This is a genomic window from Rhodococcus sp. YH3-3, from assembly GCF_001653035.1.
Lineage (GTDB): Bacteria > Actinomycetota > Actinomycetes > Mycobacteriales > Mycobacteriaceae > Rhodococcus_F > Rhodococcus_F qingshengii.
The window spans coordinates 108,373-127,856 of record NZ_BCWH01000001.1; the positions used below are offsets into that span (position 1 = coordinate 108,373).

A 19,484-nucleotide genomic window follows, 5' to 3' on the forward strand; every position below is an offset into this window, starting at 1 on the left:
AGACGGCTGATTCGCGCGATCAGCGTCTCGATCACATCGGGAATCCGAGCGAAGTCGTCGGGCGTTGAGGACGGTGCCGTTGAGGGCGATACTCTCCGGCGTCTACTGCAGGGACGTGCGAGCGCCTCGGCGGCTGTGCTCGAGTTCTTTGGTGAGGGTGCGCGCGTCATAGCTTCCGATTATTCGGCAGCCTTCGACGAAAAAGGTCGGTGTTTCTCGGGCACCACTGGACTGGGCGCTGGAAATGTCACGTTGTACGCGCTCGGCGACCGCGTCGCTGTCGAGGTCCGCGACGAACTGGTCGACGTCGAGTCCTATCTCGGCTGCATAGCCGATGAGATCGGTTCGCGCGAGCGCGTTCTGGCGGGTGAACACGAAGTCCAGCCATTCCCAGAACATGTGCTGCCGTGCGGCGGCCTCTGCTGCATGTGCGGCAACCAGTGCGTGCGGATGGATGTCCACCAGCGGTAGGTGACGGACCACGTAGCGCAGATCGTCGCCGAAGTGGACGTGCAGGTCGTCCCATCCTCCGGTGGCATGTGCGCAGAATCCACATTCGAAGTCGACGAACTCTACAAGGGTCAGCTGGGCGTCTTCGGGTCCACGAATGTGGTCGATCTCGGGATCTACGGGAGGTTCCAGCACGATGGGGAGATCGGCTTCGGCCTCACCCAGCTTGGTCGCTGCCACGCGGAAGATCACCGCACCCAGTACTGCAGCCAGCACCATGGCGACGAGCACGCCGACGGTCGCCTGCCCGGCCAGTTCGGGAGATGTGCCGAAAGCCAAACCTATGATCAGCAGCGATACGGTGAATCCCATCCCCGATAGCGCAGATCCGCCCATCACACTGCCCATGCCGACCCCCTGCGGTAATCGGCCCGCTCCGAGTCGGACAGCGATGTATGTGGCTGCTCCGATGCCGAGGAGCTTGCCGAGAACCAGGCCAAGCACAACTCCCCAGGTCACACGGGCACTGAACGCTTCGACGAGCAGTCCGCCACGCAGGTCGACGCCGGCGTTGGCGAGAGCGAAGATCGGTACCACGATCAGCGCGGTGGGTACCCGGAGGTATTCGTGTATCCGCTCGTTGACGGCTGTGCCTTTGGCCAGTCCACGTGACACTGCACGACCTGATGCGGCGCTCGGAGACTGCCAGAAGTCACGAAACAGTTCTGGAGCCGCCTCCACCTTGTGCCGCTGTGTCGGGTACGCGGGAATCAGAAGGCCGGCGACCATTCCGGCAAGCGAGGGATGAACACCCGACTCGATCGTGCTGAACCACAGCACGATCACCACGAGAATGTATGGCGCGGCTCGCCACTGTCGCGCCCGCCCGAGTAGCCACAATGCTGTCAGGCATGCCAGGGAAACGAGCAGTGGAATCAGGCGAATGTTTTCGCTGTATACGAATCCGATGATGGACACCGCGAGGAAGTCGTCGACCACCGTGACGGTAAGGAGAAACACTCGCAGTTGGCCTGATCGTGCGGGCCCGAGGAGCGCCAAGGCCCCGAGCATGAAGGCGGTATCGGTGCCGACGACCACCCCCCAACCCTGCAGGCTGTCTCCGCTGCCGACGATCACGGCGTAGATGACGGCGGGTAGACACACCCCCGCGACTCCGGCGATCACGGCGATACGAGTGCGGGTTCGATCACGTAATGACCCGTGGGCGAACTCTTGGCGTACCTCGAGCCCGATCAGAAAAAAGAAGACGACCGTCAACCCGTCGTTGATCCAATGGTGAAGGCTCATGTGCAACGCCACCGGGCCGAGTTCGAATCCGGCGCCTTGATGCCAGAGGTCGAAGTACGCGTCCGAAGCCGGCGAATTTGCCCACAGCAGGGCGGTCACGGTTACCACCAGCAGCAGCACCGCGGAGCCGGACTCACGCCGGAGAGGCCGGAGAGAGTTGGAGAGCTGATTACGCAGGCCTTGGGGTTTCGGTGCCTGTCGTGCCATCGCTAGTTGATCCTTATCGCCGTTCAGTCCAGGCGGTGGTGCGCGGTCAGGTCAGTGTTGTGTGGTGCCGGCGCCTGTGTTTTCCAGCGCCGCTCGTAGATAGGGGGCAGTCGCACTGTCGGCAGTGGCAGCTACCTGCTCGGGGGAACCGGTGGCGACGATACGTCCGCCGTCGGCGCCCGCTCCCGGTCCGAGGTCGATGACGTGGTCGGCCTGGGCGACGACGCGCATGTCGAGTTCGACCATGACGACGGTGTTGTCGGCGTCGACGAGCCCCTGCGCGTGAGCGAGCAGTCTGTCGCTGTCGGACGGGTGGAGCCCAGCAGTGGGCTCGTCGAGGATGTAGAGCGTGTCGCCGCGTTGAGCACGCTGGAGTTCGGATGCCAGCTTGACACGCTGAGCTTCGCCGCCGGACAGCTCGGTGGCGGGTTGTCCGAGTCGCAGGTAACCCAACCCGACCTCGCGTAGGACGGTGAGCGAGCGAAGAACGTCGTTCTCACTGGTGAAGAAGGCGTGGGCTTCGTCGATGCTCATCGCGAGAACGTCGGCGATGTTGCGGTCCCGCCAGGTGATTTCGAGTGTGCTCTGCGTGTAACGAGTGCCGTTGCAGTCCGGGCACGGACTGTAGACGCTGGGCAGGAAAAGCAGCTCGACCATCACGAAGCCTTCACCTTCGCAGGTCGGACAGCGGCCACCGGCGACATTGAAGGAGAACCGCCCCGGTTTGTAGTTCCGTTTCTTGGCCGCAGGTGTTGCGGCGAACAGCTTGCGGATGTGGTCGAACATGCCGGTGTAGGTTGCAACATTGGATCGGGGTGTGCGCCCGATAGGGCGCTGATCGATGGCGACCACCCGACGGAGCCCTCCCAAGGTGCCCTCGATGCGGCCGCGGACCGCGCCCTGATCTCCGGTGAGCAGCAGATCGGTGTCGTCGCGCGGTTCGACGTTGGCATCGGGCGCGGCGGGCCGGCCCAGTTCAGCGTTGATCAACGCTGGTAGAGCCTGGCTGACGAGGCTCGATTTCCCCGAACCGGAGACTCCGGTGACCGCGGTCAAGACCCCGAGAGGGAAAGACACGGTGAGGTCGCGGAGACTGTTGCGCTCGACGCCTTCGACGCGAAGCCACCCGCGGGGGGTACGCCGCTGGCGGCGCACCTGCTCCGACGTGTCGAAGAGATAGCGTGCGGTGACCGAGTCCGGTACGTCGGCCAGCCCGGCGGGTGTTCCACTGTAGAGCACGCGTCCACCGTTCTCGCCGGCACCGGGACCGATATCGACCAGCCAGTCCGCTTCTCGGATGACGGGTAGGGAGTGCTCGACGACGAGGACGCTGTTTCCTCGCTCACGAAGTCCGTGCAGAATTCTCAGCAGCGCCGTCAAGTCGCCGGGGTGCAGTCCCGCCGAAGGTTCGTCGAGGATGTAGGCGACGCCGAACAGCTTCGAGGACAGCTGCGTCGCCAGGCGCAGTCGTTGCAGCTCTCCGCCGGAGAGTGTGGGCGTCGTCCGGTCCAGTGACAGATATCCCAGCCCGAGGTCGATGATGGGTTGGATTCTTTCGAGGAGGTCGTCGAGCAGGCGCCGCGCCGCCACCTGTTTTTCCGCTGACACGTTCGGGGTGCGTCGCACGTCGGGAGCGGCGGTGTGCGCCGATCCTCCCGATGCGACACGTCGTCGCGTGGCCTCGGCTCGTCGGGTTTCGTCGAGAGCTTCTCCTGCCGCCTCGGGTAGCCAGTCGCTGGACACAACAGTGCGCGCGATCTCTGCCAGTCCTGCCAGGGGCAAGGACGCGAACTCGGCGATATCCAGGCCCTCGAAGGTGACCGAGAGCGCCTCCGCCTTGACCCGCTTGCCCTGGCACATCGGGCATACCTCGCTGGTGACGAACTCAGAGACCCGCTTCTTGACGATCGAGCTCTTGGTGTTCGCGAAGGTATCGAGCACGAACCGCCGGGCGCCGACGAAATTGCCCTCGTAACTGGGTTCGGTTCCGGCTTTGATCGCTCGCCGAGTCTGTGCCGGGGTAAATCCCGAGTACACAGGAACGGTGGGGCGGTCCTCGGTGAACAGGATCCAGTCGCGATGTTTCTTCGGCAGCTTCTTCCACGGAGAGTCGACGTCGTATCCCAGTGACACCAGGATGTCGCGAAGGTTGCCACCCGGCCAGCCCGGCGGCCACGAAGCGATCGCGCGCTCCCGGATGCTGAGTGTGGGATCGGGGACCATCTTGTCGACATCGACCTCGTAGACGCGCCCGATGCCATGGCAGGTCGGACATGCGCCCTGCACGGTGTTCGGCGAGAAGTCCTCCGCGTAGAGCATCGGTTGGTCATCTGGGTAAGACCCGGCACGGGAATAGAGCATCCGCACGAGACTGCCCAATGTCGTCACGCTGGCGACATTCGATCGAGCATTACCGATGCCTCGGTGCTGCTGCAGTGCAACCGCCGGTGGCAGTCCCTCGACGACGTCGACATCGGGTACACCGACCTGATCGATCAGCCGACGGGCATACGGTGCCACCGACTCCAGATAGCGCCGCTGCGATTCCGCGAACAGTGTCCCGAACGCCAGCGAGGATTTCCCCGAGCCGGACACACCGGTGAACACCACCAGACGGTCTCGAGGAACATCGAGATCGACGTCGGCGAGATTGTTCTGCCGAGCTCCCCGCACCACGACACCCTGCCTCCAGCGATCATCGGCCTCGGCGAGATGTTCGGAACGGTTTGTCATGCCGGTGACCATAACGAAGGAAGGGAGCCTTGCGGCAGACCCCACAGCACTCCTGGCACACATCGTCACTCAGTTGACACGCAAGGTCACTGACACGTATCGCCACGTGCGCATACGTTCGAAAGGTCCCCCGGTGGCCACGCCACCACAACCGGGTCCCGAATCGCAGCGTGCAGGGATCCCCCAGGTTAGGAGCGGCAGCATGGCAGACAGCAACCGCGCAGTGGTGTTCGAGAGCCCCGGCACCATGAAGGTCGAGAAACTCGACTTCCCCAAGCTGGAGATGCCGAACGGACGAAAAGCGCCCCACGGCGTCATCCTGAAAATCGTCGCTACCAACATTTGCGGCAGCGACCTGCACATTTACCGAGGGTCCTTCCCCGTCCCCCAGGGTATGGTCATGGGCCACGAGATGACCGGAGAGATCATCGAGGTCGGCTCCGACGTGGAGTTCCTCAAAGAAGGCGATCTCGTCTCGGTCCCCTTCAACGTCGCCTGTGGACGATGCCGCAACTGTAAAGCTCGCCGCACAGATGTCTGTGAAACCGTCAATCCTGCAGTCTCCTGCGGCGCATACGGTTTCAATCTCGGCGACTGGGTGGGCGGACAAGCCGAATACCTGTTCGTCCCGTACGCGGACTTCCAACTCCTCCGTTTCCCGGACAAGGACCAGGCCATGGACAAGATCCTCGATCTTGCCCTGCTCTCGGACATCCTTCCCACCGCCTTTCACGGACTCATCGAGGCAGGGGCCAAACCAGGTTCAACGGTGTACATCGCCGGCGCCGGGCCGGTCGGACGCTGCGGCGCAGCAGCAGCACGCCTTCTCGGCGCATCCTGCATCATCGTCGGCGACTACTATCAGGACCGACTCGACCTGGTCAAGAACAACGGCTGCGAGACCATCGACCTGAGCCAGGACATCCCCTTGCCCGACCAGATCGAGGCCATCCTCGGTGAGCGCGAAGTCGATTGTGGCGTCGACTATGTCGGCTCCGAAGCACACGGCATCGGCTCGGAGTCCAATCAGCCTCAGCCGGCAGGTGCCATCAACGACGTCCTCGAAGCCACCCGTGCCGGCGGCGCCACCGGCGTCATCGGCGTCTACGGCCCCGACCCTCTGGCACCGACAAAGGCCGAACAGGAAGGCATCTTCCCGCTCGAATTCGGCAAGGTCTGGATCAAGTCACCGCGCCTGTCCGCGGGGCAGGCACCGATCATGCATTACAACCGCGAGTTGATGATGTCGATCCTGTGGGACCGCATGCCGTATCTGAGCGCAATGCTCAACACCAAGGTCATCGGCCTCGACGAAGCACCCGCCGCCTACGAGACCTTCGATCAGGGGTCATCGAGCAAGTTCATCATCGACCCACACGGAATGATTCCAGCCTGAGCACGATCCAGCACGGAAAGCTCACGGTCTGAGCACAATACAGCACGGAATGCTCACGGCCTGAGCGTTTTGCAGCACGCGTAGATTTCCGGCCCTGTGATCGCCCCCCGACTGGCGGACACAGGGCCGGCTCGCTCTCTCCCCGACCCGCAGGACTTTCCCCGCGCGGCTCAGTAAACTCAGTGGTATCCGAAAGGCAGGTGATCCGGCCATGGCTGATGCAGACGAGCCCTCATTGCCACACTTCGAAACGTTGTCGACCTCGCGGGCGCCGGACGACGGTGTCATCGACTACTGGCGAGAGGCCCGGCGCCATGCCTACGTCGACGTCAGCACCGACCCCGCCGACCCCGACTTCTACGGCGATGTCCGTCTCGGCCGATACACGAACTTCACTCTGTCCACGAAACGAGCCACCGCCGAGCAGACACACCGCAATCGCAGCCGAATCGCCCAAGGGCGGGAACAGGACGAGTATCTGTTCGCCACATTCCAGACGCGCGGAAGTTGCGTCATCGAACAGGCCGGACACACTGCAGTAGTCCCGCCAGGATCCATGGTCATCTACGACAGTTCCCTGCCCTTCGCTTTCCGCGCCGATGCACCCTACGAACAGGTCATCGTCAAGGTGCCCGCCGATCGAGCCTTCGCGCTCGCCGGCATCGACCGGACCACAGACATCCTGGCCACGACCATGAGCTGTGCAGGAGCGATGTCCGCCGTCGCAGCCTTTTTCACCCAACTGGCCCAACACCAAGACAGCGATCCCCACGGCGCCGCACAGCTCGAGACTCACGCCTCTTCACTGGCCACATCACTACTGAGTCTCGTCACACCGGTTCGCTCTGCCGCCGAAATACCCGCCTTCCTACGACGAGATCAGGTTCTGGCCTACATCCATGCCCACCTTGCAGACCCCGACCTCGACGCCGAACGCATCGCCACCGCGATGCGACTCTCCCGCCGCAGCCTCTACCGCCTGTTCCAGGGAACCGACCACACAGTCATGGGATATCTCCGCGCAGCGCGTATCCAGTCCGCCCAGCACCTACTACGAAAATACCCTTCCCGGCCCGTCTCCCTCATCGCTCGACAAACAGGATTCTCCGACCCCCGCACCTTCTACCGAGCGTTCCGCGACACCACCGGCATGACACCCAACGAACACCGAGAACGCCTCGATTGACAACGCACTGCACATATCCGCTCTACAGCTCAACGAGGCCGCCGGACGGGTCAACAACGACCGGCTCGGGCGAATCATGGCCCGCATACGACAGGTGGCCAGAAACCTGACCCCAATTGCGAGTCTGAAAACGAAACGCTTCGAACCTCATCATCTGAACACGGACCGTCCCGACCTGCACTTCATGTCCGGAGTACGGGAAATTCGACAAACCGACGATGTGCACACACAGTGGATCCTCGAAATAGCCGGACAAACACGAGAATTCGACGCCACCATCACCGAACAGCACCCGGACGAACGCATCGCGTGGAAATCGGACGCAGGCCTCGCAGTCCTGGTGGGCTGTAGGGTCTATCTCGCTAACGGTGTTTCGGCGGATTTCCATCAGTAAGTTTCCGATCCCGGCCAACGATCGGCGAACGTGATCGCAAACGCGTTCAGAGCAGGCTTCCACCTCGTTATCCATCGTGCCTGGCCCTTGCCTGTCGGGTCCAGTGAACGCGTCACCAGATAGAGGCACTTGAGCGCAGCAGCCTCGGTGGGAAAATGGCCACGAGCCTTGACAGCCCGCCGGTATCGGGCATTCAAGGACTCAATCGCGTTGGTAGAGCACAGCACTCGCCGTATCTCGGTGTCGTAATCCAGGAACGGGATGAACTCCTGCCAGGCGTTGTTCCACAATCGGATGATCGCCGGATACTGCTTGCCCCAACGGTCTGCGAGATCGTCGAACGCTGCCCGCGCTGCCGTCTCGGTCGGTGCGGTGTAGATCGGCTTGAGATCGTGCTTGAGCGCATCCCAGTGCTGCCGCGACGACAGTCGAAACGTGTTTCGGATCAAATGGATTACACACGTTTGGACCGTCGCGGCCGGCCACACGTTCTCGACGACCTCCGGTAGACCTTTCAATCCGTCGCAGACCAGGAAGAACACGTCCCGGGTGCCCCGATTTCGAATGTCGGTCAAGACGGACATCCAGAATTTGGCGCCTTCGCCGCCGGTGCCGGCCCACAATCCGAGCACATCACGGTGTCCGTCGAGACTGACGCCGATCGCGGCATAGATCGGCCGGTTCGCGACCTGCCCGTCCCGGACTTTGACGACTATCGCGTCGATGAAGATCGCCGCGTACACCTCGTCGAGCGGACGGGCAGACCAGTCCTGCATCTCCTCGAGCACCTTGTCGGTGATCCGAGAAATAGTCTCTTTCGAGACCGAGGCGCCATAGATTTCGGCGAAGTGAGAACTGATTTCACCGGTCGTTAATCCTTTGGCGTACAACGACAACACGATCTCGTCGACCCCGTTCAATCGCCGTTGGCGTTTCTTGACGATCTGCGGCTCGAACGTCCCCTCCCGATCACGAGGGACCTCGATCGGAACATGGCCGCTGGCCTCGGTCAACACCGTTTTCGATCTGGTTCCGTTGCGGATGTTGGACGATTCCCGCTCCGGCTGGGCTTGATTCTTGTCGTGCCCGAGGTGCTCGGTCATCTCCTCGTTCAAGGCGGTTTCCAGGACGGTTTTGGTGAACTGCTTGAGCAAACCATCCGGACCGGTCAGCGACAGACCTTGCTCCTTCGCCAACCTGACCAGCTCCGCGGCCGCCGCAGCTTCCGCGGAGGGCTCGGCCCTCTTCTTCGTCACATCTTCCAGTGTCGTCATCTCGGCACCTCCTCGCCGAGCATTCACTCAGCTAGTCGGGCCGAAACACCGATTTAGAGACAGTCCCACGCCTTCGATTCTGCTCTCGAACAACTCGAAGCGGACGGCAACAAGATCCTCGCGGACGCAGACTTCGGCGACATCAGTCGCTCCGAAGGAGCAATCGTCTCTCCTACCGGCGAGGGGCTCGGCCTCGTCACTCTCGGCGAAGACGGCGCTCACGCTGAAGCGGTCCCGCCCCACTGAACTGACCGAGACGCGCCTCAAGCAGTGCATTCTGGGCTTCGAAGGAGAGAATCAACCGAACCCCCACCACGTTGACCCCCTCGTCGATCAGTGCGGTGATTCGGTCCAACGTGTTCAGATCCACGTCGCTGTACCGGCGCGTCCCCCCTGCAGTGCGAGTGGGGGCCAAAAGACCGCGCCGCTCGTACAGTCGTAGCGTTTGAGGGCCCACTCCAGAAAGCTCCGACATCCCCGAAATCCCATAGACCCCTTGCTGTGAACGCTTGTTCGTCATCGCCACACCTGAGCGAATTCGGCCGACATCATCACGACTCCCTAACTGCATACGCACAAAAATTTAATCTGACCTCCACGATACATATTTTCTTCATTCGCGGAATAAAGTCCGGTAGAGACGTCGGGAGCACGGGGAACTCAGGTAGGCGATATACAGCCCCACGCGCGATCGAAACGGGCGCTGATCAACCGGACGAGATCATCATCGCTGATTGCCGAGTCGCCGAAGGCGATCGAATCCATCGGCATGCCGGCAATAACCGCGTTTCCCACAAGGCCGGTCATCGAACCATCACCACCGAACGCGACGGCGCAACCCGCCGCAACCACCTGCTCGATCACCCACCCACGATCGGACCCGGAGCCGCCGCGATAGCGAAGAAAACCGGATCCCTCATCCCATATCGATACGAACCACTCCACAACTTGCCCCTCCATATCGGCGCGCATAGACGTCCAATCCTTAGACACCAAAGGCGGGTTCTGCCAGCTTCTGCCCCTTCCACTCTGCTTCAATGCCCGCGATCTTCAGAAGACCTCCACACCTCTGGGCCCGCATAGATGGAAGCCCGAACGTGTACTCAGCGGTTATGTGCTCAACACGGATGAGAAAGAAGGGAGCCCTCGGCCGTTGACGGAGAACGAAATCTCCGCAGATCAGGAAACTACGCAACAACCAATGACGCAGCCCCTTTCAATCGGTGGACAGCTCGGCAGCTGTTCATAATCTGTATCCGATGGTATAGATTTTAGAGTGTTGTTGACGTAGGTACGAAGAAAGCACTCACAGAGTCGGGAGCCCGATAATGACGATCGCCGTCTCACCAACTCGGCACAGCGAGATCAGCTTCACCTGCGCGAGCTGGGGTGCAGCGGACGTCGGGCGGCGTATCGCTTCGATGCTTCGAGGCATCCCGCGTGGGCCTTTCATCGATGTCGCGTTGGTGGTCATGGCAGCTGTTGTCCTGGGCCTCACGGTGGGGTGGCTGCTTACCAACGTCGCCGCAGGCTTGGCAATTACGCTCGGCACCGCGGTAGCTTTCCGCTTCGTTCTAGGCACGCTCACTACGTGAGAGACCACAGTTCGCTGCCGCAACTCACCTCGCGACATCGAGCGGCTTCGAAGTCGGCGACATCCCCCGACGCCACCGTCCATCCCAGTCCAGGAGGAACTTATGCCATCACGTAATACCGTCATTCGCAGTCTGCACGACCTCGGAGCAGCAGCATGGTTCGGCGGCTCGCTGATGGGGGCAGTCGGTCTTAACGGCGCCGCCGATGCGGTTCGTGACCCCCAGGACCGCGCACGGGTCGCCTCGTTGGGATGGGCGAAATGGGCTCCGGTCAACGCGGCCGCTATCGGTACTCACCTCGTCGGCGGCGGGGCACTGCTGTATGCGAACAGGGACCGAGCGCAACACCAGGGCGGGGTCAAAGCGAACACGATCACCAAGATCGTTGTCACGGGCGCTGCCCTTGCGGCGACCGCATACAGCGGTGTCCTCGGAGCCAAGATCGCCACAGCAGACGGCGAATACGTCGAGGGTGCTACCGAACCGGCGCCCTCGACCCCCGACGAGGTCACCGCCGCTCAGCGGCAACTGCAGTATGTGCAGTGGGCTCTGCCGGCTCTGACCGGGGCCATCGTCGTTCTGGGAGCGCAGCAGGGCGAGCAGCAACGCCCCGCACAAATTCTCACCGGGCTCGGTTCCACTCTGGCCCGTCGTGTCCGCAAGTGAACCCGCACTGTTTCCCGAACAGACACGATTGATGATGCAAAACAGTGACAGTTCGACGATTACGGTGGAGGACGCTCGACTGCTGCGCGGAGGGCAGGTAATCAGAGTTGACGGCGATGTTATCGGTGTGATCGGGTCGTTGCTTCTCGATCCGATCACAGCGTCACCGCATTGGGTGACTGTGGACTTCGATGACGCTGGGTATGCCTTGGTTCCCCTGACTGGTGCTTATCGTGACGGGCAAAGCCTGCGAGTGCCGTTCACCGGCGCCCAGGTCAGCGCTGCACCGGAGCGGGGACATGTCGATGCTCTAACTCCTGATGACGAACAGGTTTTGCGCAACTACTACGTACAAGTTCGAGCGAGAGGAACTGATCAGAGATGACCGGCGCTGACACCGCTCCGGTCGAGGCGGACCCGGACGACCCTCGCAAACCGCAGTCGCCGACCGAGCTGACGAAATCGTCGTGGCTCTACGTACTGCGCTCGACCGCTCGCCAGTTCTCGCGTGATCAGTGCACTGACCTCGCGGCTGCGTTGACGTATTACGCTGTGCTGTCGCTGTTTCCGGCGATCCTGGCAGTGGTTTCCCTTCTCGGAGTATTCGGCCAAGGTCAGTCGACCGTGGATGCGGTTTTGCAAATTGTCGGCGCCCTCGGTCCATCCTCGGCAGTGGATACCCTGAGGGGACCGATTCAGCAGCTCGTGCAAGCCCCGGCGGCTGGGTTCGCCCTCATCGCCGGTATCGCGGGTGCGCTATGGTCCGCTTCCGGGTATGTCGGAGCGTTCGGGCGTGCGATGAACCGCATGTACGAGGTCGACGAAGGCCGTCCAGTGTGGAAACTTCGGCCGGTGATGCTGCTGGTGACTATCGTCGCGTTGACGTTGATCGGTTGCGCTGCAGCGATGTTGGCGATCAGTGGGCCCGTTGCACGAGCGATCGGCGATGTGATCGGGGCGGGAGACACCGCCTTGACTGTCTGGAATATCGCTCGCTGGCCGGTGGTGCTGGTGTTCGTCGTTCTCGCCGTTGCGATTCTGTATTACGCCACTCCGAACATCCAGCAACCGAAGTTTCGGTGGATCAGCGGCGGCGCCGCCCTGGCCATTGTGGTGTGGATCCTCGCATCGGTCGGTTTCGGGTTTTACGTCGCCAACTTCAGCAGCTACAACAAGACCTACGGCTCCCTCGCCGGCGCGATCGTGTTCCTGCTGTGGTTGTGGATCACCAACCTTGCACTGCTGTTCGGCGCAGAACTCGATTCCGAACTCGAACGCGGACGACAACTTCAAGCCGGGATCGCCGCCGAAGAACAACTCCAACTCCCGCCCAGAGACACTCGCGTCTCGGACAAGAACGCCCAGAAAGACGCCGACGAGGTCGAACGTGGGCGAGAGTTGCGTCAGGCGCACATCTCCGACCACGGTAGCGAAAAGTCCAGGGCTGCTAGTTCTGCCGACCCGTACCCACCGAAACCGGGAGGAACACCGATGAGTGATCCCACACGCGACCACGCTGAGCGCACCCCTACGCCGAACTCCCCCCAAGCGGCGGACTTGTCGACCGTTCAACTCGTCGAGCGACTCACCGAGCAAGTGTCGACACTGGTGCGCACTGAAATCGCCGCCGGACTGGACGAAGTCAAAAACAAAGGCACCCGACTCGGGATCGGGATCGGCATCTCCGGAGCGGGAGCCGTCTTGGCGTTGTTCGGACTCGCAACTCTGATCGCCGCAGCAGTACTCGGACTCGCCACCGTCGTTGCCCCCTGGCTCGCAGCGCTGATCGTCGGCGTTACTGTTCTGATGATCGGCGGAGCGGTGGCCGCGGTGGGCGCAACCCGATCCAAGAAGGCACTACCACCAGTTCCGCAGGACACCGCGGCCAGCGTCAGCGAAGACATCTCCACCATCAAGAAGGGCATCCGATGACCGACAGTCATGACAACCCGTCCGAGAGCATTCCACCTGGGGCGACCGCGTCGACTGACCCGGAGCGGAGCGTGGAAGAACAGCGCGCCGATCTCGCGGACACCGTCGCCGCGCTCGCCGCCAAAGCGGATGTACCCGCGCGGGTGCAGGACAGTGCGAATGCACAGCTGCACGAAGCGAAAGCCTTTGCCAAAGAAAACCCGCAAATCCTCACCGCAGTCTCGCTCGGCATCGCCCTCGTCGCGTTGATCATCTTCCGCCGCAAGCGGTCTCACAGAAGGAGTGATCGATGAGCGCGGTCGTGAAAGCAATCTACAAACCGCTCTCCCTGGCGACGAGCGTGCTCGGCGGTATCGCCGCCGCGTGGTGTTCAAACAGATTTGGAAGCGCGTCGACGACAACGACGCGGCCGCACCGAACCCGAAAGATCTCCACCGTAGTGTCCGAGAAGTATTGATTGCCGCAGTCATTCAAGGGGCATTCTTCGGCCTGGTCAAGGCAGCAGTGGACCGAGCCGGTGCCACCGGTTATCGTGCCTTGACTCACGAAGATCCGGTGTAGACGTTCTCGGTCACCGAGGTTGCCGAAATAAGTGGGTTGACTCTCGGCATCGAAAGATGCGCGGTCGGCGACGATGCCGCGGCCCGGCCTGGTCGATGGAACCAGTCGTGAGGACCGGCTCGCGTGAAGATACGACGCGCCGCACGGCCGGGGGACGCGGACGAACCGACCATCTTGGTGCAGGTGGGCAGACCAACGTTATTACCCGGGCAATAACCGATGTGCACCCTTCTCCGACGCCTTCGGCGTGGAGTACAGGACTGACGAGTCGCTGCGACAACGACAACGACGTCAACCCTCAGGCGTGATCCGGGCACCGCAACTCAGACGGTACGGTCCATCCGCTCGCTGTGAGCCACCGGCGCACCGGGTCCGGAAAACCATCACCACTGTGGGCGGCCTGGGCGAGATCGCCGGCGAGGATTCGGCCCGTCGCCGCACACCGCGCACGCGACATCGAAGGCCGGCGGCGGTTCGCACTGGTCGCAATGAGATCGGGCGATGACCGAACCAAGAAGGTCCGCGCGTTGGTGGGCGTCTTCGGCTCTGGTGCTCGGCTCGTAGCCGCAGAGGCAGATCCGCGGCGACAGCATCGCCACAAAAGGGACCGCAGCCCACCATGTTCACCGGTACAGCCGACGAACTCGCAGCCCGGGTGCGTGTGTTGAGGTGCCCGTACACGGTGGTACGGGGAACGTTCATCGAACTGTGAGCGTGAGGCCTTCGCACTCGCGTGGTCGGTATGATTGTTTTCGGCGTCGAGCCCGGCTCGCAGCAACGCGTCGACCTGGTATGTCGACGGCCGTCGTAAGCTCCCCACTGGCGGCCATTTATGGCGCATTTTGTGGCCATGGTTTCTCCCCGCGTACGGCCAGATAGTTCCCCGGGCACTGTCACGTTAATCGAAAAGTGAAGCGGCGAAGGATGTTTGGGGCATTCTGTTACAGGGCACTGCTGGGGCAGTTCACTTTCAGGCGGCGACACCGGCCGCGGTGACTTCCTGCCAGACCGCGAAACGGTCGGCCATCTCGGCACGCCATTCGGGCGCGGTCAGTCGATACCGACCGGGCCGGAAATGCGGTGAGATCGAACTAAACGCGGACAGGAAACGTTGCGCGTGCCGGGCCGATGCGAACCGTTTCATCGCATGTTCCCGCTGTCTGGTGGGTTGATGCGAGTTCTCGGCCCGATTGTTCAAATACTTGGATCGGCGATGCTCGACCGAGGCCAGCATCTCGCGGTGAGCGACGCTGTAGCTGGTCAGCTTGTCGGTAACGATCACCCGCGGCACATACTGCAAGCCCTTGAGCAGCTTACGGAAGAATCGCTTGGCGGCGTTGCCGTTTCGGCGCGACTGGACCAGCACATCGAGCACGTTCCCGTGCTGGTCGACCGCCCGCCACAAGTAATGCAGTGTGCCGTTGATTTTGATGAAGACCTCGTCGAGATGCCACTTGTCGCCGGGCCTGGACCGCCGTCGGCACAGCTGGTTGGCGTAGGCCTGCCCAAACTTGGCGCACCACCGGCGGATCGTCTCGTAACTCACCACGACACCGCGTTCGAGCATCATCTCCTCGACTTCACGGAAGCTGAGCGGGAACCGAAAGTACAACCACACACAGTGATTGATGATCTCGACCGGGTAGCGGTGGCCCTTGTACGACAGCATTGCGGTGCTCACGCCACATTCTCCCAGTTTGCCGCGTTCAACAACGTGACAGTGCCGTGGGAAAGGTAGTGATGACGACAGAATCGGCGGATTACAGGCCTCCGATCGATATGCCGCTGCACGTCAGCATCAGGTGGTCGTAGGTTCATCTCGAACGGGAAAGCTACGCGTCCGGTTGCGGCTCAGTATCGGTCCGTCTGATTATGCAACGGCCGGTCGGGTACGCCTCGGGCGTACCGAACGCCACTGTTTGGGCTTTCACGCAAGTCAAACGCATCATGAAAATTAACGAGCATCACCGTGTGAGTCTCGGAATTATGTGGCACGTTCTTCCTGAATTATTTGGCACGATGGTAGCCGTCAGGCACTCTCACCTTGGATCCTCGGTCGAGTAGGAGGTGGGCGGTATCTCGGACCTCTCTGTGTTGAGATCCGCCAACCCGGCATTCTCCGAGCTACCGAACAACTCCTCGACGCGGCGACTGTTCAGAAAACCACTGATCAACTGCCACAGTTCATCCGCGAACGCCGGGCATCTGGTCCGACCAAGCGAAGCAAGAGCACGAACGCATCATCATCATCATCATCATCATCGAGCGCGGCCACGATCCCGCGCTCGGCGATCACCCTCGAATCATCGGGGTACACCCCGCCCAGGAACTCCAGCCCATGCAGATAACCGTCGGGTTACCTGTTCGGGCGCATCCCCTCATTCTTCCACCACGATCACTCCTGCAAGATCGGCGGCGTCAAGTATTCCAGCGCTGCTAAGCAGGCCCGTCTGATCACATCTGTGCCCGGTGGGAGTGGGCCCGAGGCATTGTCACGTTGACGAGCTATCGAGGGCCAGCTGGCACGATTTCGATCGTGACCACCACCGCCGCGCCGTCGTACAAGCGTCACCGCTACCCCAGCGAGATCATCGACCATTGTGTGTGGCTGTATTTTCGGTTCACGATTTTCGGTTCACTCTGAGCTTTTGCGACGTGGAGGAACTCATGCTCGAACGTGGTGTCGTGGTCTCCTACGAGACGATCCGGCGATGGTGTGACAAGTTCGGGCAGGCCAACGCGAATCGGCTGCGTCGCCGCCGTGCTCGCCCCGGCGACAAGTGGTTCCTCGACGAAGTTTTCGTCCGGATCAACGGAGTTCAGCACTACCTGTGGCATGCCGTCGACCAAGACGGCACAGTCCTGGACGTGCTAGTTGTACGAGGCACGGACGTTAGTTACGCGATGCCGGCGGTAAGCGGCGGGCGGTCGTCCTCCGCGTGTTGAATGCGGTCGGTGGCAATTGTAGTGAACATTCCAGATTTCGACGGCAGTGCGCCGCTCAGCTTCGCTGGTGTACTCGCGGGAGTACAGCAGTTCTTCGGCGAGGATGCGGTTGTAGCGTTCCACTTTCCCGTTATGTTTCGGGGTGTACGGCTTGATCCGGTAGTGCCGCGCTTCGCGTAATGAAACGGTGAAATCTGCTGCCCGGTAGCATGATCCGTTGTCGGTGATCACGCGCTCGATACGGGTGATGCCGTGGGCGGCGAAGAAGACGCGGGCGTTGTTCATGAAATCGATGGCTGTTGCTGCGGTTTCGTTGTCGCGGGCTTCGGTGTACGCCAGGCGGGTGTTGCCGTCGATCGCGGAATGCAGGTAAGTGTAACCGATGCGGGCCTGCTTGTTCTTCGTTTTCCGGCGTTGGGATCGTTTGGCCTTGTCGGAGCCGCGGCCGTGGGCACGCCACCCGCCGCCGTCCGGGATCTTCCCGACTTTCTTGACGTCGACGTGGACCATCTGACCAGGTCGCTTGGCGGCGATGACCTGGGGTTTTCGGTTGGTTTCGCCGTTCGGGTCGATGAACCGGCGACGGTGCAATCCCAGGCTCCGCAGGATTCTCGTGACCGTCCGACGAGCAATGACGATGCCGTCGGTGCCCAGTTCGAACGTGATTCGTGAAGCCGACCATTTCCGGCTCCGGCGCATTGCTCCGATCTCGGCCACAAGCCCTGCCGCTGTAGCGGTCGGTTGATGGTGCGGCGTGCTGGATCGGTCCTGTAATCCCAGGTCACCGTACTTGCGATACCGGTTGACCCACTTGGAGGCGCATTGTCGGGAGATGCCCATTTCGGCGGCGACGTGGGCGATCGGGCGGTCGTGACACCGCTCGATCAGGCGTCGTCTTCCCTCGACGGTGAGTGGGGCATTACGGTGTGTCACAGGGCTGGTCCTTCTTGGTCGAGAACGGCTAGGTCGCAATTCCTATTCTCGCGCCGAGGACCAGCCCGTCTACTTCAGTCCCGCGTCATCAACGTCCGTACCCGCAACAGCTAGTTCAGTCCCGTCGAAATACCAAGGCGGCCAAACAGTTCTTCCGAAACCTGCTCAAGGGCTGCTGTCGGCCGGTGAGTACCGGCAGGTGATGGCTGATTAGTTCGCCGTATGGCGCGAGGCTACCGGTAGCGCCGTCCCCGCCTGAAAAGGCGCCTGCGACAAGGCCGTTGTATCACCACGCATCCGAACACACCGTGTCACCGAACATTCACGTTAATGTGACAATCCCCCAGGACGGGACCCCTACTGTTCGACTGATCTCTCGGCGTCTTCAAGCGTCCCCCGTGTTCGCTCGATGACGGTCGATCTAAGCTCACCTCGACAACACAACTTTCACCTTCACGGGAGCAGTGATGAGACCGCGATCCATCTGGCTCGCCGCACGATCGGCCGAACTTCGGGCCGCTCTGCTCGACCTCGGGCTCACCGTCACCGACGCCCAAGCACAGACAATTCTCGCCGACAAAATCTCCGAACACGTAACACTGATCGGTATCAGTCGCCGTACCGCGCAGAATGCCTTCACGGAAGAGCGTCTCCTTGCATTCGCCCAATCACTGGCGGTCTCGCTCTCCGACGAAGCCCCCGGCGCCGACCTCATCGCATTCGAACGCAGTATTTCCATGCCCCTTGCCGCCGTCGGACTCACCACCGCAGCACTGGCCGAAGCGTTGAAAGTTGCCCACATCAACCTCGACGACATCGAAGCCGTCACCGGCCTGTCACTGCTCTCGACCCTCGGCATGATTACCGCCGACGCTCACACCTCCCTCGTTCCCACCCCACGTCCACTGCTCCTCCGCATCGCCCGGTACCTCGATGCGGCCGCGGCATCCATCCTGCGCGGCGCGAACCTCCCCGACGGACTCGACGAAGCCAACCGCTCCCACTTCGCCGACATCCTCGCCCAGGACGCCGACGGAATCCGCACCCTCGCCAACAGCGACGGCGACGACACCCCGCCACTGTGGCGCACTCTCGACTCACGCTGAGCACCGAGAAGTAGACGGAGCTGCTACTACGCCCCTCACCGAATCTGCCACTCCGTCGAACGCCGTCGATGCCGCTCCTCCGAAGAGCCCAGCGTCCTTAGCCAACCCTGCGCCGAGGTCGCCGCCGACCGCAGGGCAAGAGCACTCCTCACCCCCGGGGTACCAGCCGATCAGCATTGACGCAGTAACATTCCTGCTCGTGGTGCGCTGCTTTCCGCCTCGGTTCCAGCGCACCACCCACCCCACGACAGGCAGTCACTTCATCTCTTGTGCCTGCATGATTGACATGTGCAGGAGCTACCCATGACCTTCCCCGCCAAGCGTCTGACCGCCGCACTCGAACAACTACCCATCAGTGACGACGCCGCCATGTGCCAGCTTCTACGCACCACCTTGCTCGATCACGCCCAACATGGTCGCGACATCACCGAACCCACCCTGCTCGGACTGCTCGCCGTCACCAGCGCCCTGGAACAACGGCTCACCCGACTCGAAGCAACGATCCAACCCGCACCACGCAGGAACCCGCACCCCTGAACAAGCCGATCCCGACGGCGCGGCATTAGCCTCCACCGACGGCACCCGCCAGAGCGGTGAAGCGCTGAGCGAAGCACTGACCTAGCTGAAAGACAACCGTAATCCGGTTCGCAGTTCGTCGGCTCCGCGGCTGATGCGGATGTCCGGCAAAATTCATCGAGAGTGCGGCGCCCCACACACAGGCATCATGCCGGCTCCGGCCAGCGCGATCGTCTCGGTCATGATGTCGCGCCGAACCTTCAGTCGTTCTCTGAAACTGA

At 61.9% G+C, this 19,484-nt stretch carries 16 protein-coding genes and 2 pseudogenes; 11 read left to right on the forward strand and 7 right to left on the reverse strand.

All coding sequences use genetic code 11. The features are described 5' to 3' along the window. Positions 1-102: 102 nt before the first annotated feature. Both nhaA and YH3_RS00655 read right to left on the reverse strand, forming a co-directional pair. Positions 103-1,965, reverse strand: coding sequence for a Na+/H+ antiporter NhaA (gene nhaA, locus YH3_RS00650; protein WP_082920515.1), 1,863 nt, complete (start codon positions 1,963-1,965; stop codon positions 103-105). 51 nt (positions 1,966-2,016) lie between these two features. After that, positions 2,017-4,698 carry an excinuclease ABC subunit UvrA gene (locus YH3_RS00655; RefSeq protein ID WP_064443440.1) on the reverse strand — a complete coding sequence of 894 codons (2,682 nt, stop codon included), beginning with the start codon at positions 4,696-4,698 and terminating at the stop codon, positions 2,017-2,019. 202 nt (positions 4,699-4,900) lie between these two features. Here YH3_RS00655 and YH3_RS00660 point away from each other — a divergent pair, with 202 nt between their 5' ends. The 3 genes and pseudogenes from YH3_RS00660 to YH3_RS36485 form a co-directional block, all read left to right on the forward strand. Next, positions 4,901-6,094, forward strand: a complete 1,194-nt coding sequence (locus tag YH3_RS00660) for an alcohol dehydrogenase catalytic domain-containing protein (RefSeq protein WP_064442826.1) — start codon at positions 4,901-4,903, stop codon at positions 6,092-6,094. Positions 6,095-6,305: 211 nt separating this feature from the next. Next, positions 6,306-7,280 (forward strand): helix-turn-helix domain-containing protein, encoded by a 975-nt coding sequence (locus YH3_RS00665; RefSeq protein WP_003943380.1) that lies wholly within the window; start codon positions 6,306-6,308, stop codon positions 7,278-7,280. Between the two features lie 184 nt (positions 7,281-7,464). Continuing rightward, positions 7,465-7,608, forward strand: a pseudogene (locus YH3_RS36485) (cyclase); the annotation flags it as partial. Between the two features lie 59 nt (positions 7,609-7,667). Here YH3_RS36485 and YH3_RS00675 read toward each other — a convergent pair. The 3 genes from YH3_RS00675 to YH3_RS00690 form a co-directional block, all read right to left on the reverse strand. After that, positions 7,668-8,948 (reverse strand): IS256 family transposase, encoded by a 1,281-nt coding sequence (locus YH3_RS00675; RefSeq protein WP_007732099.1) that lies wholly within the window; start codon positions 8,946-8,948, stop codon positions 7,668-7,670. A 196-nt stretch (positions 8,949-9,144) separates the two neighbouring features. Continuing rightward, positions 9,145-9,468 (reverse strand): MerR family transcriptional regulator, encoded by a 324-nt coding sequence (locus YH3_RS00685; RefSeq protein ID WP_064442828.1) that lies wholly within the window; start codon positions 9,466-9,468, stop codon positions 9,145-9,147. A gap of 140 nt (positions 9,469-9,608) precedes the next feature. Next, on the reverse strand, positions 9,609-9,812 hold the full coding sequence (locus YH3_RS00690) for a hypothetical protein (protein ID WP_149357456.1): 204 nt from the start codon (positions 9,810-9,812) through the stop codon (positions 9,609-9,611). 464 nt (positions 9,813-10,276) lie between these two features. On the opposite strand from YH3_RS00690, the gene YH3_RS00700 reads away from it, so the two are divergent. The 5 genes and pseudogenes from YH3_RS00700 (at position 10,277) to YH3_RS00725 (ending at position 13,702) form a co-directional block, all read left to right on the forward strand. Continuing rightward, positions 10,277-10,543 (forward strand): hypothetical protein, encoded by a 267-nt coding sequence (locus YH3_RS00700; RefSeq protein ID WP_037130799.1) that lies wholly within the window; start codon positions 10,277-10,279, stop codon positions 10,541-10,543. A gap of 102 nt (positions 10,544-10,645) precedes the next feature. After that, positions 10,646-11,209, forward strand: coding sequence for a hypothetical protein (locus YH3_RS00705; RefSeq protein WP_064442829.1), 564 nt, complete (start codon positions 10,646-10,648; stop codon positions 11,207-11,209). 381 nt (positions 11,210-11,590) lie between these two features. Continuing rightward, on the forward strand, positions 11,591-13,141 hold the full coding sequence (locus tag YH3_RS00715) for a YhjD/YihY/BrkB family envelope integrity protein (protein WP_064442830.1): 1,551 nt from the start codon (positions 11,591-11,593) through the stop codon (positions 13,139-13,141). Positions 13,142-13,212: 71 nt separating this feature from the next. After that, entirely contained in the window at positions 13,213-13,434 is a 222-nt protein-coding gene (locus YH3_RS00720; RefSeq protein ID WP_003943397.1) for a DUF3618 domain-containing protein, read from the forward strand. Next, positions 13,431-13,702: pseudogene (locus tag YH3_RS00725) on the forward strand (DUF4235 domain-containing protein). The gene YH3_RS00720 and the pseudogene YH3_RS00725 overlap by 4 nt, the downstream one beginning before the upstream one ends. Before the next feature lie 970 nt (positions 13,703-14,672). Here the strand turns inward: YH3_RS00725 and YH3_RS00730 are convergent. Beyond that, positions 14,673-15,371: an IS6 family transposase gene (locus tag YH3_RS00730; protein WP_082920567.1), complete on the reverse strand. Its 699-nt coding sequence runs from the start codon at positions 15,369-15,371 to the stop codon at positions 14,673-14,675. Between the two features lie 998 nt (positions 15,372-16,369). On the opposite strand from YH3_RS00730, the gene YH3_RS37245 reads away from it, so the two are divergent. Next, entirely contained in the window at positions 16,370-16,648 is a 279-nt protein-coding gene (locus YH3_RS37245) for a DDE-type integrase/transposase/recombinase (RefSeq protein ID WP_371594698.1), read from the forward strand. Here YH3_RS37245 and YH3_RS00740 read toward each other — a convergent pair. Continuing rightward, a complete protein-coding gene (locus tag YH3_RS00740; protein WP_064442832.1) occupies positions 16,574-17,581 on the reverse strand; it encodes an IS481 family transposase in 1,008 nt (335 codons plus the stop codon). The two genes, YH3_RS37245 and YH3_RS00740, sit on opposite strands and share 75 nt — an antisense overlap. 467 nt (positions 17,582-18,048) lie before the next feature. On the opposite strand from YH3_RS00740, the gene YH3_RS00745 reads away from it, so the two are divergent. Next, entirely contained in the window at positions 18,049-18,687 is a 639-nt protein-coding gene (locus tag YH3_RS00745; protein ID WP_064442833.1) for a hypothetical protein, read from the forward strand. 303 nt (positions 18,688-18,990) lie between these two features. Then, on the forward strand, positions 18,991-19,224 hold the full coding sequence (locus tag YH3_RS00750; protein ID WP_030537927.1) for a hypothetical protein: 234 nt from the start codon (positions 18,991-18,993) through the stop codon (positions 19,222-19,224). The last annotated feature ends 260 nt before the right edge of the window (positions 19,225-19,484 follow it).

Excerpts from the sequence above, each read along its gene's own strand:
- YH3_RS00730 (WP_082920567.1), bottom strand. The coding sequence starts at position 15,371 with ATGCTGTCGTACAAGGGCCACCGCTACCCGGTCGAGATCATCAATCAC.
- YH3_RS00665 (WP_003943380.1), top strand. The coding sequence starts at position 6,306 with ATGGCTGATGCAGACGAGCCCTCATTGCCACACTTCGAAACGTTGTCG.
- YH3_RS00700 (WP_037130799.1), top strand. The coding sequence starts at position 10,277 with ATGACGATCGCCGTCTCACCAACTCGGCACAGCGAGATCAGCTTCACC.
- YH3_RS37245 (WP_371594698.1), top strand. The coding sequence starts at position 16,370 with ATGCTCGAACGTGGTGTCGTGGTCTCCTACGAGACGATCCGGCGATGG.
- YH3_RS00745 (WP_064442833.1), top strand. The coding sequence starts at position 18,049 with ATGAGACCGCGATCCATCTGGCTCGCCGCACGATCGGCCGAACTTCGG.
- YH3_RS00750 (WP_030537927.1), top strand. The coding sequence starts at position 18,991 with ATGACCTTCCCCGCCAAGCGTCTGACCGCCGCACTCGAACAACTACCC.
- YH3_RS00655 (WP_064443440.1), bottom strand. The coding sequence starts at position 4,698 with ATGACAAACCGTTCCGAACATCTCGCCGAGGCCGATGATCGCTGGAGG.
- YH3_RS00660 (WP_064442826.1), top strand. The coding sequence starts at position 4,901 with ATGGCAGACAGCAACCGCGCAGTGGTGTTCGAGAGCCCCGGCACCATG.
- nhaA (WP_082920515.1), bottom strand. The coding sequence starts at position 1,965 with ATGGCACGACAGGCACCGAAACCCCAAGGCCTGCGTAATCAGCTCTCC.
- YH3_RS00675 (WP_007732099.1), bottom strand. The coding sequence starts at position 8,948 with ATGACGACACTGGAAGATGTGACGAAGAAGAGGGCCGAGCCCTCCGCG.
- YH3_RS00705 (WP_064442829.1), top strand. The coding sequence starts at position 10,646 with ATGCCATCACGTAATACCGTCATTCGCAGTCTGCACGACCTCGGAGCA.
- YH3_RS00685 (WP_064442828.1), bottom strand. The coding sequence starts at position 9,468 with ATGACGAACAAGCGTTCACAGCAAGGGGTCTATGGGATTTCGGGGATG.
- YH3_RS00715 (WP_064442830.1), top strand. The coding sequence starts at position 11,591 with ATGACCGGCGCTGACACCGCTCCGGTCGAGGCGGACCCGGACGACCCT.